The sequence below is a fragment of the Maribacter sp. genome, from assembly GCF_039974175.1.
Lineage (GTDB): Bacteria > Bacteroidota > Bacteroidia > Flavobacteriales > Flavobacteriaceae > Maribacter_C.
The window spans coordinates 496,935-521,452 of sequence record NZ_JBDWJN010000013.1 but is presented as its reverse complement, the minus strand read 5'-3'; the positions used below and the strand labels follow the sequence as shown (position 1 = coordinate 521,452).

Here is a 24,518-nt window from a genome sequence, read left to right as displayed (position 1 = left end):
ACTTTTTTATAAAAATTCAGTACAAAATACTGCTACAAGTTCGTTTTCTAACCAATTTGGAATGCCTATGCTATATAGATAAACTGCCCATTTTTTGGGGTCAATTCACCTAGCACCGTCAGTTACCCACAAGGTACGTTAGTTTTACAACATTATTTTGTTGAAGTACCGAAGTTATACTTTTTTTGGTCTTTGGCAGGTTGTGCCTAGCCAATCAAAAAAAGTGACCCCTTATGTTACGAAAACTACTCTTACTTTTTCTCCTAATAGGATTTGCGATTTCTGCAAAAGCGCAGTTGAGTGATCTACATTATTTACCGCCATTAAAACAGGGGCAAAATAATGCTGGAATTCGCCAGCAAGCTGTTTACTTATCAACTCCTGAACCTACTGCGTTTACGGTTAATGTATACCGAGGTACTAACAACACGCCAATTGATACATTTACTATTTCAAATGTCAACCCAGAGGTATTCACCATGTCTAATGGTGATAACAATATAATTTTAGTCAATAACGCCAATACTGGTATTGTTCTCAATAATAGCGGACTCCGTTTCGAAGCGCCCAGTGGCAATAGGTTTTATGTAAACTATAGAGGTAGTAGTAATGCACAATCTGCTTCGTTGACCTCAAAAGGGCGCCAAGCCATGGGTACCAATTTCAAATGGGGAGGTGTACCCAATCGTGGACAACACCCCTCAAAGTCTAATACTTTAGGCATAATGGCTACCGAAGATAATACGACCATTAATCTCTTTGGCTATGATCCTGGTTGTGAATTTAGGGTTGGCAATGATAGGGCTGGTATAACGGCCAATACACATCAAATTATTCTTGACGCTAATGAATCATTTGTTTATGAAACCTACATCGGCAATTCACCGACACAGGCACATGAAGATGGATGGATTGGAGCCTCAATAGTATCTGATAAAGATATCGTTATTAGTAACGGATCTATGAATTTTGGTCGACAGGTTGGCGCAACAAATCGTGACGCCGGTATTGATCAACCGGTACCTGAAAACCGTCTAGGAAAAGAATATGTATTCGTACGTGGTAATGGAAATACGAATGGATGGACAGAATTCCCGCTTTTAATAGCGACCGCTGATAACACCCAAATATTTGTCAATGGTGCTGCAACCCCAATTGCCACCATAAATAACGGAGACTATTTTGAGGTGCCTAGTAATATGTACTCATCAAACACCGTTGGCGCCAATATGTTGGTGCAAACGTCAAAAGATGTTTATGCTTATCAATGTATGGCCGGTGCAAGTACACCGTATACACAAGGTTTGAACTTTGTGGCTCCTGTAAACTGCCTATTACCGGATGTGATGGACAATATTCCAGATATCCGAAATATGGCTGGTACTGCTGTTTCAGGAGGTTTAACTATTATTGCCGCCGTTAACACACCAGATTCAAACATAACGGTAACAGATGGTAATGGCCCGGTAAGCTTACCAGCATCCAATGCAGTGGCCGGTTCATCTGATTGGAAAACATTCTTTATTCCAAACCTCAATGGCAATGTAAACGTTCAATCAACTGGGCCTATGGCTGTTGGCTTCTTTGGCTACAACGGCGCCCGAGGAGTTGCAGGATATTTCTCCGGTTTTGATACCGTACCAGAAGTTTCGCTCGAAATCAGAGGGGGTGCTGGTTGTTTTGTTGGTTCTGAAATTTACGAAGCTACAAGCAGCAATTTTGATGCATTTCAATGGTATAAAGATGGGGTTATGATACCTGGTGCTAACAGTCCAGTTTATATTCCTAATGGTGCCGGTGAATACTTTTTAAGAGGTACCAAAGGTCCATGTACATATGATAGTAATCCTATTTTGGGTCTCTATTGTGATCCTGATATACATATAGAAAAAACCGTTGACCGTGCAGAAATTATTGAAGGGGAAACAGCAACCTTCACCATACGGGTACAAAATTGGGGTGTAGGTCCGTTGACCAATCTTCAAATAACAGACAATATTCCAACCGGACTCTCTTTGGTGAATGCATTTACCATTACTGGAAACTGGAGTGGAAGTACATGGAACATAGGTACATTAGATGGGGGCGAAGTCGCGGAGTTAGAACTAGAAGTTCAGGCTGATGCGATAGATACTTTACCATTACTAAGCCTTACAAACACCGTTACCCATACACAAGATCAAACTGATACGAACTTAACAGAAGATACTACTTCAGCAAATATTGTGGTACACAACGACTATGACAATGATGGAGTCATTGATATCGTTGATCAAGATGATGATAATGACGGTATTTATGATGTGGACGAATGTAGTGGTCTTGCTTTCAATATAAATAGTGGTACTACACATAACAGCAATTTGATGAGTGTAGATAACTACCTCATTCTAGACATTTTTAGTTTAGATAATTCTTTTAATCTTCAGTTAAACGGTGCAGATCTAGCAGGTGAAATCCAATTTCAGAATTCACCAGGCAACTTTGCAAGGTTTTTAGATGGTTCAGGGTACGGAGAAAGTGGAAACCCTCAAATCTATACACTTACTGGAACTCATGGAAGTCCACTGATCAGAGTAGTAGTAAATCAATTGGGTGAGTTCAGTCTATTTGGCTCGCGTACATCAAATGGCCCATTGGAGCCTATGACCCTAGCTACACCGGCAAACGCATTTACCTGGAATGGAGGAGGTTCGAATACCATCGCTATAGGTCAAAGCGTGGCAGGCCCAACGAACATGCAGGGCGAACTCTTGACCGCCGGTTGCGATACGGATGCTAATGGTATTCCAGATCATTTAGATCTTGACAGTGATGGGGATGGATGCAGCGACGCCAATGAATTTTATAAAGAAGAAAACGCCGATGGCGGCGATGGCGGTGAATATGGAACTGGAGTACCTGTGGTTGATGCCAATGATGGAACTGTCGATATTGCATCTTATCTAAGGGTTTTTGCCCCAGAAATCTTATTAGGCAATACTTCTGAAGATCTGGGAGGTAATGATATTAATGGGCAAGCGCTAAGCTTAGGACAAACTTTTGAGTACGTTCTTAGATTTCAAAATACTGGAGATGACAACGCTACAGGGTACACTATTAGAGATGTCTTACCTTCAAATCTCACCCTAGATAATATAAATGTAACCAACGCCCCAGGGAGCACACATAATTATGATATCAACACAAATATTTTAACGATTGATGTTCCCGATAATCTGGTAGAAGTTGGAGATCCTGAATATAGTATACGAATTCGGGTTACCCTTGCATCAAATTGTTCCGATTTTGTATCAGCCTGTTCATCGCAACTGCAAAACTATGCGTATTCGACCTACAGTGGAGTTATCAATACAAACGTATTTTCAGATGAGAATGGGTCAAACTCAATTACTGCATGCCCTAGAACACCTGAAGTGGCTGAAAATTCAATTTTAAATGACCTTGCGAATTGCAATGAAGCAAGAACCGTGCAGCTCTGTGGAGACGATGTCATTTTAACAGCCGGTGAAGGCTTTACTACCTATAATTGGTTTTTAGACACAAATGGTAATGGTCAAATCGACGCTGGCGATAGCGCGATGAATGATGGTGATCCAGATACAAATCCAAGAACCCTATTGGTAACCAATATAGGCACCTATATTGTTGAGAAAATTTCCAATGGCACATGTCCTGATTTAATAGAAATTATGGAGGTTGAGCGATTTGGAACCACTCAGACCAATCCGATAGTTGAATATTTTAACCAAGTAAATGGTGATGCAAACCCCGATAATGACTTACAAGGTGAAATTGTCAGCTGTTCAATAGACGGTGAAATACTACCCAACATATTTCTTTGCGGAACAAATGATGAGGCTACCATTCAGTTAGGTATAACTGATGCTCAGAGCATTGTTTGGCAAAAATTAGATGAAGGAAGTTGTTCTGATGCCGCAGCTGATTGTGCAAATAAAAATGGTACATGTACTTGGTCGAATGTGTCTACGCTAGATAATTATACGATAACCGATGAAGGAGAATATCGAATCGTTATTAACTACCAAAATGGATGTTTTAGTAGGTTTTATTTCAATGTATTTAAAAACAACTTAGAAATTCTAACTACCACAGAAGATATTCTTTGTACAACACCCGGAAATATCAGGGTTACCAATATTGGTGCGGGTTATGGATTTCAACTAATCAACGCAATTGATGATAGCATTATCGTGCCTTATTCTGCTAACAACGGGCCAAGCTTTACTATTGCAAATAATGGTACCTACCGTGTGCAAGTTACCGCATTAAACCCTGCAGACAATACGCCAATTGTAGGTTCGTGTATATTCGAAACGGAAGATATTGGTATTCAAGAATTGATATTTGATGCTACCGTAGATAGTTCCCCTGCTGATTGTAATAATTTAGGCACTGTTTCAATTGCTGCCTTAAACGCTAGACCTAATTATAGCTATGAGCTTTTCCTAGATGATGGAAGCAATGGTGGTCAAGGTTCACTTGTAAGCAGTCAGACAGCAGTAAATGACAATACGCACACCTTTTTAAATTTAACCCCTAACGATTACATCCTTATCACAAGTACGCAAGATGGCTGCTCTAACACAAGCAATATTACGGTAGCTAGTATTGATGAATTGACGCTAAGTGCCATTACTTCGGAAAATATTAGCTGTAATCCTGGTGTGGTTAATCTGACCCCTGCCGGTGGTTTGCCGAGTCCGGAATACGAAATGGCCATTTGGAGCATTGATGGTGTTTTGCAATATGCAGATGAAGCATCGGTTCCAGATTCAGCCTATCAAACGGAAACGACTTTTCTCTTCGGTGATGCGGGTAATCCAAATAGGGATGGTGATTATATTTTTATCCTCAGAGATGGCAACGGGTGTTATGGCCTTTCAAATTCTGTTAGCGTTGAAGACTTGGGTAACTTATCAATATCGGCATCCAATGCTAATATTGTTTGTGCCGACACTTCAACGGCTACTATGAGCATAACCGTTACTGGTGGTACGCCTCCTTATCAATATAGTTTGGATGGAGGAACCAATTATCAAAACGCTAACACCTTTACCAATTTAGCTGCAGGGCACTATACCATCACGGTCATGGACTCAAGTGGTAACCTAGGAACGCGCTGTATTGAGGATTTTGACTATGAAATCGTACAACCCTTCAGATTAACGGCATCTGCCGCAATTATTGAAGATGCTTCTTGTAATCCTGCGGGAGCCTTAGTGAAAATAATAAATGCCACCGGTGGACAAATGCCTTATGAGTATAGTTTTAATGGCGGTACTTTTAGTGGGGTTGATGAACAAAACCTACTTCCAGGGACACATAACTTCGCCCTCAGAGATGCTTTGGGCTGTACGTATAACATGGAACTTACCGTTCCAACAACTACGATAGACCCTACTTTTTCTAACTCGGTAGACTATAACTGTATTGGCGAAGGTGCAATTACGATTACACCATCTAATACAACAGATTTTACATATAGCTATTCTCTTAATGGAGCTGCAAACGCGCCTGCAGATAACAACGTATTTAACAACGTTGCTGATGGCACTCATACTATTACAATTGGTTATTCCAATATCACTTCACCTGATCAAAGTACTGTATTTTTTGAGAATTTTGGTACTGGCCCTAACACGCAAATAGCGGAAATAGGTACAGATTATTGTTATGAACCACAGGATGGATCTACAGTAAGCTGCAATAGAGGTCCGGCTGGTATATTGGTGAATGGAGAATATACGGTGACCAATTTAGTAACTAATCCCATTTCATCACTGACAAGTCCTCAAGACCACAGTGGCTTAATAGATGGCAGGTTCTTAGCAATCGATATAAGTACATTCTCAGATACTGGCAATGAAGTACTCAATTCTATACTATGGAGAAGACAAAATATTCAAGTATCGGCAAATAGGGAAGTAACTCTTGGTTTCTGGGCGTACAATCTTAAAAACACCACAGGAACAGGAAATAATCCTGAGGTGCTAGTTGAAATTTTTGATAACCTTGGAACCCTGATTCATAGTGAAGTAGCTCCTGAAATACCTAAAAACAACAATAATACCGATTGGCACGAGCGTACTATTTCTTTCAACCCGGGTGCCAGCACCGAAATAGATATTGTATTTAGATCAAACGTAAACAGTAATGATGGCAACGACTTGATATTAGATGACATTTCCGTTTCTCAATTACTTGAAGCTTGTGAAAAAACGGCTGATATTACTGTGGTTGTTGAAGATAATAAGGAGTTTTCAGTGAATGTACTTGGAACTACTGACCCAAGTTGTAACACCGGTGCTGACGGATCGGTACGCTTTGAAGTATTGAACTTTCCTGCTACCGGTTTCAGGTATTCAAGTGATGGTCTGAACTGGACCACCTCTTTGGTATCTGAAGTAACTACGGCTACTTCATTTGGTGCAGGTACACATACCATACAAATAGAAAGTCTCCCGCTAGCTACTCCTAGCTCTTGTACAACTGACTTTGCCTTCACTTTGACAGATCCATCTCCCATTGTTCCATCTTTAAGTCAAACTGCCGCATATACTTGTTTCAATACGGGTGGTACTTTAGAAGCAACAGCAACAGGTGGAACTCCCGGGTACAGCTACCGCTTAGAAGATACCCTTGGCAACGAAATCAGACCATTTCAGACTGATGCTACCTTTACCAATGTAACAGAAGGAGATTATTTAGTTCGTATTAGAGATGCCAAAGGTTGCGAAGAAATAACGGCAACTGCAGTAACCATAGCACGTTATGAGGATATTGATTTTGATTTGACGGTTCCTACAGGTTGTTATGACGGTTTGAACAATGCAAGTATTACGGCAACTGTAAATACTGGTAATGGTAATTATACTTTTAGATTAAATGTAAACGGAGTTAACGGCCCTTGGATTACACCTAGCCCATCAACTGCTAGTACACATACTTTTAACGGATTGTCAGATGGTAGCTATAGCGTTGAAGTTAGTGACCAATATGGCTGTACTTCAACCATCGAGACAGTAACCATCACTCCAATCTTAACGGCTGAAATTTTTCCGGTTGACGTCACAGCTTGTGCCGACGGAAGTATCGCTGTAAACGCAACAGGAGGCGACGGCAATTATGCGTATGCCTATTTACCAACAGGCACTACAGTTTTAGACAGCCATTTTAGTTCATCCAATGCATTTACGGTAAGTAGCGGATCTGAAGGTGACTACGACGTATATGTGCGCGATAATGGAGGAATCGCACCTCGATGCGAATTCATGAGAACGGTATCGGTAGATACCGCACCAGTTTTGGCATACAATGCAATACCAACAGACGCGCTTTGCTTCGGAGGAACCGGTAGCATTGCGGTTACCATAACATCAGGTTCAGCACCCTATACCTATCAGTTAGTTGACACAGATCACGGAACATCGAACCAAACCCAGACAGGGGTGGTCAATACATCAAGAACTTATTTCAACTTGACTCCTGGAGACTATGAGGTCGTGGTTACCGATGCCAATGGCTGTGCGCTAACGCAATCTGCAATCACAGTGTCCCAGCCAGACGAATTAACGGCTACGGTTACTGGTATTACCCCAGCAAATTGTACAGGTAATATCAATGACTTTGGATTTGGATTTAGCGCTTATCCTACAACTTTGGGTACAATCCAATTTAGTGCCGATGGAGGGTTGACCTGGATTGGAGATAACAGCGCGCCAGGAACGTCTGATCAACTTACGGGATACCTATCTGGTGACACGGTCAATCCATCAATGCGAACCGTCGATGGATCGAATAACACAATTTGTCAAACCGATTTGCCTCCTTTTATTATTCCTTATCCATTAGATGACCTAGATATCAGCCTTACTACAATAATAGTGAACTGTGACGAATTGCGGGTAAAAGTTCAAGGTTCTGAAGGTTCAGCACCCTATGAATATTCGTTTGCTGAAGATCCGGCAAATTTTGATCCAAACACGGCTACTTGGATACCAGGTGGTAATATTGATATTTTAAATAACGCAGTGCCGGCAGGAGAAGGCATGTACGAGTGGCTAAATCTGGTTCCTGGTAGAACCTATGTGTTCTATGTTCGTGATTCATCAGGGCCTCCAGCTTGTGTCAGACAGAGTACCGTAAACGTAAATGATATTACGACAAACCCCATGGAGATATCCGCTAGTTACGAACCTTCATGTAATGCGGCGAATAACGGTGAAATCACCTATACTATAACAGATACTGATGGTTCAACTGAGCCTCAAATGGACTGGACTCTTTATGATATTAACGATGTTGTCATTCAAGCAAGTGGAATTGTTCCTTATGCAAGTACCATAAATATTTCTGGTCTTGCTGCCAATGAATACTATATCGTGGTTAGCCAAGTTGATGGTAGCAACACATCACAATGTATAAGCGCTAGCGAAAATTTGATATTAGAAGAATTGGATGCAATTACGGCAACTCTCAATCCTGTTCAAGACATTTCATGCGAAGCCCCGGGTCTTATTCTTGTTGAAAACATACAAGGTGGGGGTGGCACATTTACCTATACTGTAACTGGTCCGGCACCTTTCGTAACCCAAACAAGTACTCCAGATAATCCGATTGAAATACCGGTAAATTCACCTGCTGGAGATTATCATGTAACCATCACCGATCAGTTTGGCTGCTCGTCGGCAGTATTAACTACAAGCTTGACTTTGTCTGAAAACCCCACAATTACCAGCTTGAATGTTGACAATTGTGCTGCGACCACCACGGTTACCATTCAAGGTAGTAGTCCGGCCTTTCCAGCTTTGCTTTTTTCAATTGATGGAGGTACGACCTATTTTGACAACGCTGGTATTTTCAACAATATAATACCAGGAGCATATACGGCAGTTGTAAAAAACGGTGCTGGTTGTACCGTTTCACAAGCATTTACGGTAGAACCCAGTATTCAAGCTACAGCGGTATTAACCGATGATCTCGGTTGTGGCCCAGGGCAAGAAGCTGCCATACGTATTGAAGTTTCTGCAGGCTCGGGTAATTACGAATATGAAATTTTAGATTCATCTACGGCAGATGTTGTAGCAAGACAAACCTTGGTTGGTACAAGCGTTACCCAACTTATAACTTTAGCAGATACCTATACCATAAATGTGTATGACATGACTAGCAACCCTGTCTGTCCTCGTACATTTAGTATCGAAGTTCTTTCGGCAATCGCACCTAATTTTAGTTACCAAACAACTGATGTAAATTGTTTTGGAAATACAAATGGCTCCATTGCTCTAACACAGGTAAATAATGGTAACAATCCGTTAACCTATTCCTTATCGCCTAATAATGGGACCTTTAATGCAACAACCTCAACCTATGAAAACCTACCTCCAGACACCTACCAGATTACCGGAACTGGACCTAATGGTTGTTCAACGGTATTGAGCAATGTTGTTATCAATGAGCCACTAGATATTACATTTGACCTTCCCACAGTGAATGCATTTCAGTGTTCTAGCGGAAATAGTCAGAACAACGCGACTATTTCGATAAACACCTCAAGTATTGCTGGTGGAAGCAATAATTTCTCCATATTCGAATTTGAAGAAGCGACTAGCGGTAACATTCAGAATGGAACCTCATCAAGCTATAACTTTACAGATATAGCAGGTGGAGATGTTATTGTTAGAGTCTTTGATAGTGCAGGTTGTATGGCCCAACAAATTGTTACTGTTCCTGCATTTGACCAATTGAATAGCGCATCAGTAAGTATATTGAACCCTATTTCATGTACTTCTTCTGGAGAGGACATCAGTATCGATGTTTCAAGTAGCATCACAAACTTTGGAGCGAACCCAACCAATTATGAATTCAGACTATTACCTGCAACAGTGTATCAGGCACCTGGCAATAGTACGTTCAACAATTTAGCACCAGGAGCGTATACCTTTGGTGTACGTAATATCAGTACAGGTTGCGAATTAACGGTAAATCATAGTGTTGAAGACCCGAATACCTTTAGTCTTAATGTTCAAAAAATTGCCGATGTTACTTGTTTTGGTGATGATGGCCAAATTCAACTAAATATAACCGATGCAACCTATACCGGAAATTATAGCTGGACCATATATGATCCGCAAGGCACGCCAACAGACCGCTTAGATGATACTATGGTAATGAGTATGCCATTGGGCAATGACCCGAGGGCTCCTTTTGATGTGCCAGCGGGTGATTATATTGTGGAGGTTACTCAAGACGCTTTTCCAGAATGTAGTCAATTTAGAGCATTTACAATAAGCGCACCTGATGCTGACATCACCATTGCAACTATCGATTTAGTTGATGTTGGCTGTAGCAACGATCGTGGTAGTGCACATATCATTCCTGTGGGTGGGGTTGCACCGTATGACATTACTTTGACCAATTTAACCACAACTACGGTTTACCCCATCGTTGCCAGTGTCAATGCACACCTTTTCCAAGGTTTGAACGCTGGTCAATATAGTCTTGAAGTAACTGATGCATTAGGTTGTACAAGAAGTTTCCCAAATACTTTTACACTAGACCCTACAGACCCTATTGCTGGTACACTATCGGCAACAAGCTTGGCTTGTGAAGGAGATAATGACGCAAGAGTAGAATTTGTGTTAACGACTGTACCACCTAGAAATGTGACTCCGGTTTACAGTTATACTTTGAATAAATACAGTGACGCTGCTAAAACTACATTGTTGTCATTTTCAGCAGTGCAAGCGTCTCCGGTTTTCGACAATCAGGGATCTGGATTCTATACCATCTTGGTTGAAGATAATTTGGGATGTAGCTACGAGGATGCGGTACCAGTGGAAATTGTAAACCCAATAGAGGTTGAAGGAGTGCTATTGTTAACCCAGGCATTGAGCTGCACCGCAGATGCGGAACTTGAGCTTAGCGTAACTGGAGGCACTGGACCTTATTTCTGGAGTACCGATGGTGTCAACTTCAATGCAATGAATGGAATCAATGGACCAAATACGCATTTATTTCAAAATGTAACCCCCGGAAGTTATCACTATTTTGTTCAAGACAATCTAAATTGTGATGCAAGATTTCCGACGAATGAGATCGTCATAAATACTATTGAAACTCTGACTGTCGATCCTGTAAATCCAAACATAATTCCTGCAATCAATTGTAACGGGGAAGCAACAGCAGTAATCGATTGGGTCGCTGATGGCGGTCTTGGCAATTACCAGTATGGATTGTTTAGGGACTTGGCGCATACCGACGAGGTTAGGCCTTACCAAAGTACGGGTACTTTTGAAAATATTCCTGAGGGAACATATTATATTCATGTTCAAAGTGAAGATTGCGAAGTAGTTTCTAGTGTAATTGAGATAACGGAACCGGAAGCATTGGTTGTTAGACCAGAAATAACAAATATTAGTTGTTTCGGAGACGAAGATGGGCGTATAGAAATTGACGTTGAATTTGGCACTGCTCCCTACCAATTCTCGATTTCCCCTAATTTAAACAAATTTGTTAACGAAAATAGTTTTGAAAATCTTGCAACAGGCGATTATAGCGTAATCGTTCAAGATGCCAAAGGTTGTATAGAGTTGATAGAATTTAGCATTACAGAGCCAGACCAGTTATTAATGACTTTATCGGCTACACCAGAGATATGTGTTGGTGATCAAGATGGTGCTATTATCATATCGCCTCAAGGTGGAACACCGCCATATAGTTCAGCCATAAATTCTAATGATGATGTTGATTTTGTAGAAGGAAGACTGAACATCAATGACCTTGCCGGAGGTGATTACTTTATTTATGTAAAAGATGCCAATGGATGTACCGTACAGGATCTCATCAGAGTTGAAACTGGGGCCAACCTAAATGCTAGCGTAGAAGTTATATATGAGTGTTCTGGAACTACCCCTACAAATAGACTAAATTTAACCTTTGAAGACAATTCGGTCGAAGAAGATGTTATTTACGCCCTAAATTCTACGAATCCAAATGATTTCATACTAGATCCAAATTTTGAAAATCTATTGCCCGGAAATCATTTTATTCAAATAGTTCATGCCAACGGTTGTAGTACCACAGTTGATTTCGAAATAGAGGAATTCGAAACCCTGGTATTAACCTTAGAACAATTGGATCTGAATGAGATTACGGCCACAGCCACTGGAGGTAGGGAAGGGTATACCTATTACTTCGACGGTCAGAACAATACTGACGATAATACTTTTTATATTCGAAGAACGGATACATTTGAAGTTCGTGTAGTTGATGAAAATGGGTGTGAAGCTACAGCTTCAATATTTGTGGAATTCATTGATATTGAAATACCAAATTTCTTTACCCCCGATGGTGATGGAAAAAACGATATTTGGATACCACGTAATATTGAACAGTTCCCAGATATATTCATTACCATATATGACCGCTATGGTAGAGAAGTATACCGTATAAAAGACAACGAAGATGGTTGGAATGGTCTTTATCAGGAAGCCGACTTGCCCACTGGTGATTATTGGTATGTTATACGACTAAATGGGGAAGATGATGATCGAGAATTTGTGGGTAACTTTACCCTATACAGGTAGAAAACTGCTTAGAAAAACCATCCAATTTGGATGGTTTTTTTGTAGAATTAAAATTTTGGCACTCTGCTAAATGGCAGCCATACTCAACTTTTTTTAGCGTATTAACCAGAGTGTGCTTTTACAACAAATTAGTGAGGGTATACAACAAATTGTTTTAATATGATGTGAAAACCATTTTATTTGTAAGTATAATCTTATTATTTCTCTAATCGCATATGCCGCTTTTTCATCCCAAAAGAAAAATAATTTTTATTTTGGTTATGCTATGCTTCGGTTTTTACGGGTTTAGCCAATTAAGCGATTTACACTACTTACCACCCTTAAGACAGGGAAGCAACAACCAGGCTATACAGCAACAATCAATTTACTTATCAACACCTGTGGCCACTCCATTTACGGTAAATGCTTATAGAGGAACCAATACAACACCCATTGCCAGTTTCACCATTTCAAATACCGCACCTCAAGAATATACCTTGAGTAACGGTGACAACGACATTACTTTAGTTAGTGCTTCAAATACAGGAGTGGTGCTAAGCGATGGTGGATTGCGTTTTGAAGCCCCAAGCGGAAATAATTTTTATGTGAATTATAGAGGAAGGTCAGGTTCTCAAGCAGCTTCTCTAACTTCAAAAGGGCGAATTGCACTAGGCACCAGTTTTAAATGGGGAGGAGTGCCAAATTTGGGTAGTCAAGTTTCAAAGAGCAATACCTTAGGAATTATGGCAACCGAAGATAATACAACCGTTACACTCTCGGGTTATGACCCCAATTGTGAGTTTAGAGTAGGTAATGATCGTGCCGGAATAACAGATGACAGTTACACAATAACATTAGATGAAAATGAATCGTTTGTTTTCGAAACCTATATTGGCAATTCGCCAACTCCTGCCCATGAAAGGGGTTGGATCGGGGCTTCAATAGAAGCAGACAAAGACATTGTGATTAGTAATGGGTCACTAAATTACGGGCGTCAACTAGGAAGCAGTAATCGTGATGCGGGCATCGATCAACCCGTTCCAGAGAATAGATTGGGTAAAGAATATGTATTCATAAGAGGAAATGGTAATTCAAATGGTTGGACAGAATTTCCCTTAATCATTGCTACTGAAAATAATACTCAAATTTTTGTAAATGGATCAGGAACGCCTATTGCAACAATTAATGAAGGGGATTTCTTTGAAATACCAAGCAATAACTTCTCCGCAAATACGGTAGGTTCAAATATGTATGTCGAAACATCAAAAGACGTTTATGCGTATCAGTGTATGGGTGGTTCAACTGCCGCTTATACCCAAGGATTAAATTTTGTGGCTCCAGTTAGCTGTCTTTTACCAGACACGATGAATAACATTCCAGATATAACCGATGCGGCTGGAGTAACTATTACAGGAGGGGTTACAATTACCGCAGCAACTACAACACCTGACAGTAATATTACTGTTACCGATGGTAGTGGTACGGTGACTTTACCACCCTCCTCAACCGTAGCGGGCACCGCAGATTGGAAAACATTTTACTTGCCGAGTTTAACGGGTAACGTTAGTGTACAATCTACGGGGCCAATTGCCGTAGGTTTCTTCGGGTTTAATGGAGCGAGAGGTGTGGCTGGGTATTATTCTGGCTTTGACACGGTACCCAGTATTGATCTACAGATTACAGGAAATAACTGTTTGCCGGGTGCTGTTCTAGAAATTTCGAGCGGTGAAACCTTTGACGCTTATCAGTGGTTCAGCGATGGGACATTAATACCAGGGGCGACTGCTGCATCGCATACGGGTGCAACAGCAGGGGATTACTTTCTTAGGGTAACGCGAGGCCCCTGTACTTATGATTCAAATTCAATCTCGGTATATTATTGTGATCCAGATATCATCTTGAACAAAAGTGTTGACCAAAATAACGTAGCTGATGGCACCAACATAACTTTTACTATAACCGTAGAAAACTTTTGGGATAATCCGGTTACAAATCTTACATTAACAGACATGCTACCTACTGGACTGGAATTCGTTTCTGCCGCTGTTACTTCAGGTTCCTTCACTAATCCAAATTGGAATTTAGGCACTTTGAACTCTGGGCAATTAGAAACACTGACCTTGACCGCTAAAGCTAGAATCACTAACATCTACATGAATTCCCAAACCTACACCAATTCCGTTACCAAAACCCAAGATCAGACAGATTTGAATATTACTACAGATAACCCCACCGTGAATGTTACCGTAAATATGATTCCACCAACAACGGTAATCACCAATCGCCGAATTACCATTAGGGTCAATTCAAACTAGAATTAACGATCTCTAGATTTTTATTTTCGGTCGATTTGTAACAAAAACTGATGGTAGTCGTCAGATCTACTAAACGGGCAAGCCATGTCTTTTTTTTATTTTCATCAATCAACTAAACACATCCTACTTTGGAAAAAATTCTAACGGTAAAAAACCTTACCAAAAAATATGGGTATTTAACGGCTGTCAAAGATTTGTCTTTTACCATTGAAAAAGGCAATGTTTATGGCATTTTAGGGCCTAACGGAAGCGGTAAATCAACTACCCTAGGCGTCGTCTTAAATGTTGTAAACAGAACCGATGGCGAATTCCTTTGGTTTGATGGAAATACCTCAACTCATGACGCTCTCAAAAAAGTTGGAGCCATTATTGAAAGGCCGAATTTCTATCCGTATATGACCGCGATACAGAATCTTAAATTGGTGTGCAAAATTAAGGAGGTTTCTGAGGGCAAAATTGAAGAGAAATTGGCACTTGTTGGACTACTCGAGCGCAAAAACAGTAAGTTCAGAACCTATTCATTGGGTATGAAGCAGCGACTGGCTATTGCCTCCGCCCTACTTAACGATCCTGAAATATTGATTTTAGATGAACCTACCAACGGCCTTGACCCCCAAGGCATTCATCAAATTAGGCAAATCATAAAAAAGATTGCATCTCAAGGCACCACAATTTTATTGGCTTCTCACCTATTAGACGAGGTTGAAAAAGTTTGCAGCCATGTAGTAATCCTTAGAAAAGGAGAAAAATTGTATTCGGGCCGTGTAGACGGCATGATGGCAAGTCATGGTTTTTTTGAGTTGAAAACTACACAATCAGAGGCCCTTATCGAGCATTTGGAAAACAACGCAAGTTTTGGTGAAATCAAAACGGAAAACGGACTTACAACCGCTTTTCTGAAGGAAGAAATGAGTGCGGAAGTATTAAATCGAACCTTATTCGAAAAAGGTATTTTCCTATCCCATCTGGTAAAAAGAAAAGAAAGTCTCGAGGAGCAGTTTTTAGAGTTAACCAATAATCAATCCAACTAATCGACCGGCCTAATGATACGTTTACTTCAAATAGAATTTATAAAACTTTGGAACAATAAGTCAAGTCGTTTTCTGATAACAGCATATTTCGGATTGATGACTTTAATTGCATTAATAGTAAATATCAAAATCGATTGGGGGCCTCTTCAATTCAATGTAGCTGAAATCGGCATATTCAATTTTCCGTATATCTGGCATTTCAACACATTCATGGCCGCATTTCTTAAGCTATTCTTGGCCATTGTAATTGTGTCAATGATTGCCAATGAGTATAGTAACAAGACGATTAAACAAAACCTAATCGACGGGCTTAGTAAAAAGGAGTTTATACTTTCCAAGTTTCTTATGATTTTGACCTTCTCTCTGATTTCAACGGCATTTATTTTTGTTGTTTCATTGATTTTAGGACTGATTTATTCCAATTACAATGAAGTTTCAATAATATTTTCCGATCTCGAATACCTGGTAGCCTACTTTGTTAAACTCTTAGGGTTTTTCTCTTTTTGTTTTTTTGCTGGCATGCTAATTAAACGTTCTGCCTTTGCCTTAGGCTTCTTGTTTATTTGGTTCATTGGAGCCGAATTCATTCCGTATTTGTACCTCATGGGGAAATACTCCAAGGCCTACGCGGATAGCATTTATCAGTTTTTTCCCTTTGGATCGATCTGGAACACCATAGAACAGCCAATTACTAGGCTCTCAGTTATCAGATCCGCGGTGCAAACTGTTGGGGAAGATGTCTCTACCGATTATGCAGTACATTGGTACGAAATTGTGATCGTACTTGGATGGACGGCCGTTTTCATTTATTGTTCCTACGCACTTTTGAAAAAGCGCGACTTATAGTCAAGTTAAGCTATAGGTATAGCGATTAAACCGATGAATTTCGCTTTAGACCGATTACAGAAAGTGTATCAACCATACCAACTCCAATGCTATAGCTTGAAACGAATCGATGAACTGTGAGTTTCTTTCGTTGTTCGACTTATGGCATAACATTATCTTGAATTACACCAAGGAATTTATGGTCATTTCTCTTTAAAACACATACTTTCACTATATTGTGAGGCTCAGAGAACGCTATGATGAGAGTCATTTCAATAGTCTTATTACTAGGCCTCTTCACCCCTGCTCTTTTTTTTGGACAAGGTGAGACGTCAAACTGGTATTTCGGTAATGGTGCGGGAATTACTTTCAATACTGACGGCAGCGTCGTACCTGTCACTAATGGAAAGCTAGATACCTTTGAAGGCTGTGCAACCATTTCTGACAGTTTTGGTGATTTGCTATTTTATACAGATGGCATCATTGTCTATGACCAAGATCATAAGGTGATGCAAAATGGAGGTAACCTCTTGGGTGATCCTTCAAGTACCCAATCAGCACTCATTGTACCTAAACCAGGCGACCCCGATATCTTCTATATTTTTACCGTAGACACCTCTGCATTCGAAAATGACCCAGATCGAGGCTTGAACTATTCTATTGTTGATATTACTTTAAACAACGGGAAAGGCGCTGTAACGCAGAAGAACATTCCCTTACTTAATGATTGTTCTGAAAAAATTGCTGCCGTCATAAAAGATTGTTCGAACCAATCGATTTGGCTTCTGACCTTTGCATCTGTGGGCGGTACCTCCAATACGTTTGACACCTTTCACGCTTTTGAAATTAACGAAACAGGAGTGGTAAGACCTGCGGTGAAAACCACCTTTGATGATTTACGTATTGAAGACCCTCGAGGGTATCTGAAAATATCACCAGATGGAAAAAAACTGGCTAATGCCAATATGAAGGGTGGTTTGTATGTTTATGATTTCGATGCAGTGACGGGTAAATTAGCTAATCAAGAGCCTATTTTTATATCGGGTTCTAACAAGGCACCTTATGGAGTTGAATTCTCGCCAAACAGCGAATTTTTATATATCCATGCCTCCAACGATATCTTCGCAGAGTCAGGTCATCGATCTTCACTGTTACAGTATGATATGAAAGCATTAGACATTGCCGAATCTCAAGAAATAATCGATACACGTTCGATATACCGTGGTGCCCTTCAGTTAGGTGATAATGGAAAAATTTATAGAACAGCCGCCAAAAACTATTTTGAAGGCACTCCTTTTTTAAGCGTAATACATAATCCGAATCAAAAAGGAGATGCAGCTAATTATGAGCACAATGCCATCTCGCTCAATGGAAAGAATGCCACCCAAGGTCTTCCTCCTTTTATTCAATCCTTTTTCAACAAAATCACATTGTTAAAAAATGCCGACGGCACCACAAGCAGTTCTTTATCAATTTGTGCAGGAGAACCTGCAACATTGGAAGTAGAAGAAATACCAGGAGCTACATATACATGGGAAAAAGATGGGCAACCATTAGCAAATTCGGGGAACGTATTGCAAATACCAGTTACCACCGATGCAGATTCGGGCAAATATCGCCTAACCATTCAAACCGGAAATCCAACCGATTGTCCGGTTATCGGAGAGGCCTTAATCAAGGTTGCACCGCTTCCCGAAACCAGTGCGTTAGTGCTTGAACAATGTGATATTGACACAAACAACTCGGACGGTTTCACCGTTTTTGATTTAGGTCAAGCCACTAATGGAAAGGCACTTGATTTTGTTTTTTATGAAACGCTTCAAGATTGGGAGATTGAAAATCATATTGCGAATCCGGAGGTTTTTACAAATACCCAAGCTTTTTCTCAAACCCTCTTTTATACTGTTACCAACGAATTGGGGTGCAGTGATACTGGTGAAATCACCTTGCTGGTAAATTCAACTTCGGTTGATGTTAGTTCCCTTGGCCCGATTATGATTTGTGATGATAGCGAAGCAGACTCGGCCCTGATTGGGACTATAGACTTAGATGATTTATTACAAAAAGAATTCACTGACCAAGAGGCCAGCTTTTATTCAAGTTTATCTGATGCGTCATTAGAAGATAACGCACTTGAGGGTAATTTCAGAACTGCAAGTACAACCATCTATGTACGAATCGAAGATGATAATCAATGCCGAAGTGTTCAGACCATTGATATTATCGTAAACCCTCTTCCAGAGTTATTTCTTGAGGGTTCCTATCAAGTCTGTAGCGATGGTGATGCCTTAGTTATAGATGCACCTTTCGGTTTCGACTCCTATACATGGTTTAAACTTGATAACGGACAGCTGTTGGAAATTGGTGCGTCGCAACAAATTAGTATTGCTAGTGGGGGAAACTATAGCTTGGAAGTCGGTGTGGTTTATGAAAATAACGGTAAATCAGTGCGTTGTACTACAACTACCGATTTTGAAGTCATGCAATCGAATCGCCCAACTTTTACAGAGATAAATATTGAAGACTTCTCCGATAACAATACGATTTTGGCTTTGGTTTCGGGAGACGGAGCATACGAATTTTCCCTAGATGGAGATAGCTATCAAGATGAACCTCTTTTTGAAAATATTGAACCCGGATTTTACACCGTTTTTGCCCAAGATAAAAACGGTTGTGGCGTTTCGGAAAAAGAAATTGCCGTCGTTGGCTTTCCAAAATTTTTCACTCCCAATGGCGATGGTTCTAATGATACCTGGCAACTCATAGGTGCTGGTAAGGATATGGTCGCAGGAAGTATTTCGATTCACGATCGCTATGGAAGACTACTAAAACAGTTAGATGCAAAAGGTACGGGCTGGGATGGTAATTTTATAGGACAGCTGCTACCTGCTTCGGATTACTGGTTTAAAATAACCCTAATTAACGGTAGAGAATTCAAAGGTCATTTCGCGTTGAAGCGCTAGAGTTTTACTATATTGTAATGTTTGGTGTTAAAATCAAATGAAAAAAAAACTGCTATTTTATCTGATTTTGTGCTGTAGTGTTATTTCCTACGGACAATTGGAGTGTCCACAACTCACCAGCCCAGTAGATGGTGAAACCAATGTTCCTGTTGATGCCACTATAAACTGGAACGGTATTGTAGGTGCCCCGGGATACTTGATCTCCATTGGAACCACACCTGGAGGTACCGATATTGTAAACGAGCGTGGAGTAGGAAATGCAACTTCTTATCAACCTCCTTTAGGATTGCCGGAGAATACAGATATCTATGTAACCATTACCATTTTCTTCTTTAATTCGGAAAATATCATCTGTAGTACGGAAATGTTTCGTACCGAAGATGTCACGGAGCCACCGAGTTGCACCACCCCGCGATTTCCTATCGATGGGTCAGAAAATGTTAATGTATCTACTTCCATTGTATGGAACCACACTGCCACGGCAACAGGTTATCGAATTTCCCTAGGAACAGCTCCTGGTGCCACCGATATAGTGAACAGTGAAAATATCGTTGGTGCAGTTTCTTACCAACCTGTAATGGATTTACCGGTAGACACTGAGATATTCGTGACCATAATTCCGTACAATGACAATGGTCCTGCAATTGCATTATGTACTGATTATAGCTTTACTACAGGTGCTATGGTTACCTTACCAGGTTGTAGTTCTTTGATAAGTCCGGCAAATGGAGCCATAAATGTAGCGTTATCGCCTGTTTTAGAATGGACCGAAGTACCAGAGGCTACTGGATATCGCGTAACCGTTGGAACTACACCCTTCAATGGCAATGTTTTAGACAATGTTAGCTTTAGAGAAAATAGTACGCTCATACTTGAATTTGAACCCAATCTCACTTTTTTTGTAACCATCATTCCCTTCAATGCGGCAGGAGAGGCCCTGGGATGCGAACAGCAATCATTTTCTACACTATTGGGGTGTGGACCCTATTTCGATTCCATCAGTAATGAATTAGTTGATTTAAGGCCCGACATAGACTTTCCAGACCTGATTTCTTTTTGTGAAAATGAAGCTCCTTTGATGGTGAGTTCTGATGACCTAGCCGAGGGGTTTAGATGGTATAAAGTCGATCAATTTGACAATGAACAACTCATCTCTACTGAGCGCGAAGTAGTGCTTAATGAAACAGGGAGATACCGTTATGAAGCCTACAATACCATTGCACAATCTGGCAACACTATTGAATGTGATATTTCTAAGATTTTTGAGGTGGTGTCTTCGGAAATAGCTACCATAGGTGACTTGAGTATTACCGGACAAAATGGAACTATTGATGTTACGGTTCAAATTTCAGGGATGGGAGATTACGAATTTGCGGTTGACAATGTTGATGGCCCATATCAAGATAGTGCCAGCTTCCAAAATCTAGAACCAGGCTTTCACACCTTTTACGTGCGCGACAAAAATGGATGTGGAATTGCGGAAAAGACACTCGAACAGGACCTAACCCTAGATGGATTTCCTAAATTTTTCACTCCCAATGGCGACGGAATTAATGACTTTTGGCAGTTTATTCAGCCGACCGATACCGGAAGAGTAGAAATAAGTTCTATTTCCATTTTCAACAGATATGGGGTGTTTTTAAAACAAATTGACCCAACTTCTCGAGGATGGGATGGTAATTTCAATGGAAAACCATTACCCGCATCTGATTACTGGTTTAAGGCCATTTCACTTGAGAATAGAAAAATTCAAGGCCATTTCACTCTTAAACGCTAGCATAGGTACCTATGAAAAAGATAACGTTAGCTGTTTTATGTATACTGTACGGATTTCTATCCCATGCGCAACAGTGCCCAAGACTTACCAATCCGGTAAATGGTTCGATTGAGGTTCCGGTAAACACTACAATTACATGGAATAGTGTAGATGGTATCGTCGGTTATCTTATTTCTCTGGGCACTACCCCGGGGGGCACTGAGATTCTGAATCGGCGTTCGGCGGGTTTAATTAACTCGTTTACTCCAGAAGTAGGCTTACCAGATGATACCCTAATCTACGTGACTATTGAGATGTTTCTACCCGGTCAACAAATTGTACTTTGCCCAGGGGAGAGCTTTAGAACCGTTGACGTTACAAAGCCCCCAGGCTGTACAAATTTGGTGGAACCAGTAGACAACGCCATAAATATTGCCGTAAACGGCAAACTTACATGGGCCTATGCGCCAACCGCAACAGGATATAGAATAAGCATTGGGTCTTCACCAGGAGGTGCTGAAATTGCTGATAATATTGATGTAGGCAATGTATTAACCTATAGGCCAAGAGTAGAATTACCCCTTGACCAAGAGATTTTTGTTCAAATCGTACCCTATAATGAAAATGGAGATGCCGGCAGCTGTATAAGAGAAAGTTTCACTACTGGTGTACCAGAGTTCGATTGTCTGTTGTACTATGATTCCGTATCGGGGGCAACGGTCAAGCTCAGCCCCGAAATCGACTTCCCAGATCAAATTGGCATTTGTGCTGGCGAAGGTGCTAAATTATTGAAATCTAGAGATCGTGCTAGGGGTTTTCGCTGGTACCGCCTAAATGGTGATGGTACAGAAACCTTGCTTTCCGAAACCGATGAAGTATCGATTGAACGCTTTGGTAAATATCGGTATGAGGCCTATAATATGGTAACTCAATTTGGTGCGACCATAGAATGTGCAAGCACTAAGGAGTTTATGGTTGTTAGTTCGGGAGCAGCATTTATCAATAGAATTGATGTAGCTAGAGAATCAAACGGACTGGAAATTGAAATTCAAGTAAGCGGGTCTGGAAATTATGAATTTGCCCTTGATAACGAAGGTGGTCCTTATCAAGATAGCCCTGTATTTAGCGGTATCCCTACAGGAGAGCATACCGCATATGTACGTGACAAAAACGGGTGTGGAATTTCTAAAAGACTGGTAGAGCGGGGCATTACCAAAAAAGACTTCCCTAAGTTTTTTACCCCGAATGGCGATGGAATCAATGATTTTTGGCAATTTGTTCCTCCGCCCGATACTGGAGAAATTAGTGTAGAATCAATTTGGGTTTATGACCGTTATGGCAATTTAATGGCGCAAGTAGATCCCAACTCAAAAGGTTGGAGCGGTAACTTCAATGGGAACCCCCTTCCGGCCTCTGACTATTGGTTCAAAGCTGTGACCTTCAATCGTCGGAAAATATTTGGTCATTTTACGCTTAAACGATAGATGCTGCTGTATGCTTCGGAAATTACTAACTATAGTGGTGGTTATGATAGGTTGTACAACCTACGGACAACAATGTCCGGTCATAACATATCCTATGGATGGGGAAACGGAGGTGCCGGTAGATGCTACTATTACGTGGACGGCTGTAACCGGCATAAATGGCTACCTAATTTCTTTAGGTACCACCCCGGGAGGTACTGAACTCTTGTCACGGGAACCCACGGGTATAATCAATTCGTACAAAGCCCCGGTTGGCCTGCCCGATAACACTCGAATTTATGCAACACTAAGTATTCTTAATTCCAATGCGCAGCCAGTTGAATGTGGTAGTATAATATTCAATACCACGGATGTGACCACTCCCCCACCTTGTACTTTTTTGGTAGCACCTGATAATGATGCCACGAACGTTACGATTGTTACTGATATCATATGGGCATACGCGCCTACCGCAACAAGCTATACGTTATCAATAGGCACGTCTGAAGGAGGCACTGATATTCTGAATGCAATGAATGTGGGCAATGTACTATCTTACAATCCTCCGGTAGATCTACCTCAAGACTTACGGATTTACGTAACCGTACGCCCGGAAAACGAAAATGGTGCTATGGCTTCATGTACTGAGGAAAGTTTTTTTACAGGTGTAGTAGATGACCCCTGCGAGCAAATAGATCCTATTACGGGAGCAACAAGCTCCTCAAGGCCAGAAATAGAACTTCCTAACAGATTTACCAAATGCAAAGATAGTGGCCCTATCTTAGTATCTCCACTAGGCGAGGCGGATGGTTTCAGGTGGTATCGTACGGAAGGGAATACCAATACCCTAATCTCACAGGATCGAATTAACCTAATTGATGATGTTGGCAATTACCTGTTCGAAGCGTACAACATTATTACCAAATCAGGGGTTAATTTGGAATGTGTTAGTTCAAGAAATTTTAGTATTGTTCCGTCGGAAGCGGCTACTATTGAATCGGTGGGTATAAGAAAGTTAACTGCAGGTAAAGAGGTAACGATAAATGTTGTGGGCCTTGGCGAATATGAATTTGCACTTGATGAGCCAAATGGAACTTATCAAGATGATCCTGTTTTTATAAATGTGCCTGAAGGACCACATACGATCTACATACGCGATAAGAACGGATGTGGCATCGTTTCTAGACTGATAGAAAGAGGATTAAAGCCCGAAGATTTTCCAAATTTCTTTACGCCCAACGGCGATGGTATCAATGATTTTTGGCAGTTCGTTCCGCCTCCCGAAATCGCTGACGTATTTGAAGTTTTAAATGGAAGCATTTCAATTTTTGATAGATATGGCAACCTTCTCTTGGAACTGGACCCAAAATCTAAAGGATGGAATGGCAATTTTAATGGTAAACCGCTGCCCTCTTCTGACTATTGGTTCAAGGCCATCTCAAGAAATCAGCAAAAAATGATAGGGCACTTCACACTAAAAAGGTAGTTTGGCATTTCAAAATTTGAAAATTTATTTCCTCCGGAATTCTGGATACTTCATAGCAAAAAGTACTTCTGCTTTCGTATTTTTAGGAG

8 protein-coding genes are annotated in these 24,518 nt (G+C 40.7%); all 8 read left to right on the top strand.

Going from position 1 to position 24,518, the window contains the following annotated elements:
- Positions 1-233 precede the first annotated feature (233 nt).
- Positions 234-12,611 carry a T9SS type B sorting domain-containing protein gene (locus ABJN95_RS19645; RefSeq protein ID WP_348373001.1) on the top strand — a complete coding sequence of 4,126 codons (12,378 nt, stop codon included), beginning with the start codon at positions 234-236 and terminating at the stop codon, positions 12,609-12,611.
- 215 nt (positions 12,612-12,826) lie between these two features.
- The gene (locus ABJN95_RS19640) at positions 12,827-14,905 is read left to right on the top strand and encodes a DUF11 domain-containing protein (protein ID WP_348373000.1); all 2,079 of its coding nucleotides are present in this window, start codon (positions 12,827-12,829) and stop codon (positions 14,903-14,905) included.
- A gap of 128 nt (positions 14,906-15,033) precedes the next feature.
- Positions 15,034-15,936, top strand: a complete 903-nt coding sequence (locus tag ABJN95_RS19635) for an ABC transporter ATP-binding protein (RefSeq protein WP_348372998.1) — start codon at positions 15,034-15,036, stop codon at positions 15,934-15,936.
- A gap of 12 nt (positions 15,937-15,948) precedes the next feature.
- A complete protein-coding gene (locus ABJN95_RS19630; RefSeq protein WP_348372997.1) occupies positions 15,949-16,782 on the top strand; it encodes an ABC transporter permease subunit in 834 nt (277 codons plus the stop codon).
- 236 nt (positions 16,783-17,018) lie between these two features.
- Positions 17,019-19,724 (top strand): T9SS type B sorting domain-containing protein, encoded by a 2,706-nt coding sequence (locus ABJN95_RS19625; RefSeq protein ID WP_348372995.1) that lies wholly within the window; start codon positions 17,019-17,021, stop codon positions 19,722-19,724.
- A gap of 37 nt (positions 19,725-19,761) precedes the next feature.
- A complete protein-coding gene (locus tag ABJN95_RS19620; RefSeq protein ID WP_348372993.1) occupies positions 19,762-21,501 on the top strand; it encodes a T9SS type B sorting domain-containing protein in 1,740 nt (579 codons plus the stop codon).
- Between the two features lie 11 nt (positions 21,502-21,512).
- Positions 21,513-22,964: a T9SS type B sorting domain-containing protein gene (locus ABJN95_RS19615; protein ID WP_348372991.1), complete on the top strand. Its 1,452-nt coding sequence runs from the start codon at positions 21,513-21,515 to the stop codon at positions 22,962-22,964.
- 10 nt (positions 22,965-22,974) lie between these two features.
- Positions 22,975-24,429 carry a T9SS type B sorting domain-containing protein gene (locus ABJN95_RS19610; RefSeq protein WP_348372990.1) on the top strand — a complete coding sequence of 485 codons (1,455 nt, stop codon included), beginning with the start codon at positions 22,975-22,977 and terminating at the stop codon, positions 24,427-24,429.
- Positions 24,430-24,518 lie beyond the last annotated feature (89 nt).

Coding starts and splice junctions, on each gene's coding strand:
- ABJN95_RS19640 (WP_348373000.1), top strand. CDS start 12,827: ATGCCGCTTTTTCATCCCAAAAGAAAAATAATTTTTATTTTGGTTATG.
- ABJN95_RS19645 (WP_348373001.1), top strand. CDS start 234: ATGTTACGAAAACTACTCTTACTTTTTCTCCTAATAGGATTTGCGATT.
- ABJN95_RS19625 (WP_348372995.1), top strand. CDS start 17,019: ATGATGAGAGTCATTTCAATAGTCTTATTACTAGGCCTCTTCACCCCT.
- ABJN95_RS19620 (WP_348372993.1), top strand. CDS start 19,762: ATGAAAAAAAAACTGCTATTTTATCTGATTTTGTGCTGTAGTGTTATT.
- ABJN95_RS19610 (WP_348372990.1), top strand. CDS start 22,975: ATGCTTCGGAAATTACTAACTATAGTGGTGGTTATGATAGGTTGTACA.
- ABJN95_RS19630 (WP_348372997.1), top strand. CDS start 15,949: ATGATACGTTTACTTCAAATAGAATTTATAAAACTTTGGAACAATAAG.
- ABJN95_RS19615 (WP_348372991.1), top strand. CDS start 21,513: ATGAAAAAGATAACGTTAGCTGTTTTATGTATACTGTACGGATTTCTA.